Here is a 3,465-nt window from a genome sequence, read left to right on the forward strand (position 1 = left end):
TAACCGGACCAGATTGATTACTCAACCCCCGTGACAACGGTAACTACTATACCGTGAATCCCCCTCGTCGTCAACCGCCAATTTTAGCCGGCAAGCCGCCAATAATGCAGTTTACGAAGGATTATTAAGCCGTCGTCTCTTAGAGTTCTGCTTTAGCCAAAAAAACGGCGATTTCCCACTAATTTTCGCGGAAAGGTCGCCATTTTGCTAACTATTTTATTTTTGAATTATTTTACCCGGGCCAGGAAGTAGTGCTTCTTCCCCTTCCGGACAATCACAAACTTGCCATCAAAGTGACTGCTTGGGTCAATCTCGGCATCCACGTCGTCAACCTTCTCACCGTTGATTCGGATGGCGCCGTTGGAAACATCCTGGCGAGCCTGCCGCCGGGAAGGTTCAATCCCATTATCGGTCAGCCAGATAACAATGTTTTCCTTCTTGTTTTCAACGTCAACTGACGGCATGTTCTTGAAGCCCTGTTCGATTTCGTCGACGGACAAGTCGGCCACATCCCCGGAGAAGAGGGCCTTACTGATGCGTTCCGCCTCTTCAACCGCCTCTGGGCCGTGAACAAACTTCGTTACTTCTTCGGCCAGGCGACGTTGAGCTTCCCGCTTCCACGGTTCCTTCTCAACCTTCTCAGCCAGTTCTTCGATCTCTTCCTTAGAAAGGAAGGTGAAGTACTTCAGGTACTTAACAACATCCCGATCATCCTGGTTGATCCAGAATTGGTAGAACTCGTACGGGGACGTCTTCTTCGGATCCAACCAGACTGCTCCGCCGGCAGTTTTACCGAACTTGGTACCGTCCGCCTTCAGCATCAATGGAATCGTCAGACCGTATACCTTCGTGTCGGGACCTTCAACCTTATGGATCAGGTCGATGCCGGCCGTGATGTTACCCCACTGGTCAGAACCACCGATCTGCAGCTGGACATCGTTGTTCCGGTACAGGTGCAGGAAGTCCACGGACTGCAGAATCTGGTAGGTGAATTCCGTAAATGAAATCCCCGCTTCCAGCCGGCTGGCAACGACTTCCTTGTTCAGCATCGTGTTGATGTTAAACAGCTTCCCGTAATCGCGCAGGAAGTCCAGCAGGCTGATCTTAGAGAGCCAGTCGTAGTTGTTGACAATCGTGAAGTTCTCAGTCCCGAAGAGCTTCTTCATCTGGGCAGTCAGGGCCTCTTCGTTGTGGTGAACCTGGTCCATCGTCTGTAGTTGCCGTTCCGACTTCCGCCCGGATGGGTCACCGATCGCCCCGGTACCACCACCGATAATAATTACCGGGTGGTGACCGGCCAGCTGGAACCGTTTCAGGATCATGAACGGGATCAGGTGGCCGATGTGGAGACTATCCCCCGTCGGATCGGTCCCGCAGTAAAGAGCAATCTTGTTGTTATCCGTCAGTTCTTTTAACGCATCAAGATCCGTGGCCTGGTTGATCGCACCCCGCCACTTCAGTTCATCAATAATGTTCATCTGCTATTCCTCCATCTTTATTGAGAGTCCCGGATACTAAAAAAGTCCCCAACTTCAACTGAAGTCAGGGACGATTTACCGCGTTACCACCTTGAATTGCGACCCACTGGGCCACCGCTCTCCGTCGATAACGAGACGACCCGTTCGATGAAAGGCCCGTTCGGTGTAATTTGCCAGTCTGGATTGGTCCGCTTGCAACGACCGCGAACTCTCTGCTTGTCCACCACACCGGCTACTATGCCCAACGCATTGCCTTTGATATTGCCGTTATTGTACTAGCTGGCGCGCAGCCATGTCAAGGCCAAGAAAAAAAGAAGCACCCGACCGAGCGCTTCTTTTAACAATCATTATTCGTCTTTCTTAGCCTCACGCTTAGGCGCATCGTCCTTGGCAGCAACTGGTGATGGATGCTTCTTCGGCTTAGCGGGCGTGTAAACTTCGTGGACATAGGCCTCGCCAGTCAATTCGGCCACCGGCTTGAAGGTGTCCTTGAAGACGGCATCGAGGTCAACCGGGTCCGGTTCGTCCTTGCTCTTAACAAAGTACAGGGTTCCAGCGGCCAGGATCACCGGCAGGTAGCAGGCGATCCCAATAATCACCAGGGCAAGGCCGACGTAGGTCAGCACGTAGGTCGCGGTGTAGTTGCCGTAAAAGGCCAACCCACCAAAGATCAGTACCCAGATAAGGACTGGCAGTACTTCGCAAACCACGTTGATCAGCAGGTAGTTCCACTTGCGGCTATCCATGAACCGCCGGCTGGCCGTCAATGCGTGCCGCATGGACTGGCCGAGGAACTGCGGCTGCTTTTCCCGGTACAGGAAGTATGACTGGGAGTACTCCAGGGCCTTCCAGAGGATCACGATGTCATTTGCGATCCGGATGATCAGCGGCCAAACGGTGCTCTTGGTCAATCCACCGACCAACCCGCCAACGATATCCAGTGGCAGACTCCACAGGAAGATGAACAGCCCGATGTACAGGGCAATCCGCCATACTTGGTTCTTCCGCAGGTGCTTGTAGTGCATCCAGATTGAACCAGCACTGACCGGCTGTTCTGGGTGTGCCAAGCGATCCTGATAGGTGTACTGGATGGCCACCATGAAGAAGTTGAAGAAGAAGGACAGGGCAATAGAGATTGCTCCAGCACCCAGGACCTCCAGCAGTCCCATCAAGAGGGCCAGCGGGGAGGCCATTCCGTACATGATCATCATGACGCTCATCATCATGGAGGACATCACGCTGGTGGCAAGGAAACTAAGGATGCAGGTCAGGGCAATAAAAATAATTGCAATTCCGCCAACCGGCCACATCGCCTTGAGATAATCAGGCTTTACCAGGGCCTTGAGCTCCTTGATGAAGCTCTTTAACGGTAAACTATGTTGCTTTTTCATCTTAAAAAATCGACTCCATCTAAACTTAATTTATTTTCCATCATAACACAATTGACTCGGACCACAATTCATTCCGCGCGATCTTCTCAATCTTTTCAAAACTTTAAAGAGAAAATTCCCGGTCATCGGGGATGGTCGGGAATTCATTGCTGCCAGTTGCGGGTTGGGCAAACAAACTAGCAGCGGGTTATATTAGCGGAAAACCACTATTTTAGTACTTTTCCTTGCTGAGAACATTCAGCTTGTCATCGAAGTCGTAAACAACTGGTTGACCAGTAGCCATTTCCAAGTTCATGATGTCTTCGTCAGAAATGTTTTCGATGTACTTGCTCAGAGCACGGAGGGAGTTACCGTGGGCAGCAATGATAACGTTCTTGCCGTCCAAAAGCTTTGGAGCAATTTCGTCTTGCCACAATGGGATAACCCGTTCCAGGGTAACCTTCAAGTTTTCACCACCAGGAACAGTCCGTGGGTCCAGGTTAGCGTAACGACGGTCGTGCAGAGCAGAGCCTTCGTCAGTTGCCTTCAGCAATGGAGGCAGAACATCGTATGAACGACGCCAGATGTGAACTTGTTCGTCCCCGTACTTTTCAGCA

Annotated in this window: 3 protein-coding genes; all 3 read right to left on the reverse strand. The window is 51.5% G+C overall.

Translation table 11 applies throughout. From position 1 onward, the window contains the following. Window positions 1-227: 227 nt before the first annotated feature. Entirely contained in the window at window positions 228-1,478 is a 1,251-nt protein-coding gene (tyrS, locus tag ACI31J_RS02945; RefSeq protein ID WP_439772957.1) for a tyrosine--tRNA ligase, read from the reverse strand. 347 nt (window positions 1,479-1,825) lie between these two features. Next, window positions 1,826-2,869, reverse strand: a complete 1,044-nt coding sequence (locus ACI31J_RS02950; protein ID WP_439772958.1) for a hypothetical protein — start codon at window positions 2,867-2,869, stop codon at window positions 1,826-1,828. A gap of 211 nt (window positions 2,870-3,080) precedes the next feature. Next, the coding region (locus tag ACI31J_RS02955) for a 2,3-bisphosphoglycerate-dependent phosphoglycerate mutase (RefSeq protein ID WP_439772959.1) at window positions 3,081-3,465 on the reverse strand (385 nt) is incomplete at its 5' end.

Source organism: Limosilactobacillus sp. (assembly GCF_051873075.1).
In the GTDB taxonomy this organism is placed as follows: Bacteria; Bacillota; Bacilli; order Lactobacillales; family Lactobacillaceae; genus Limosilactobacillus.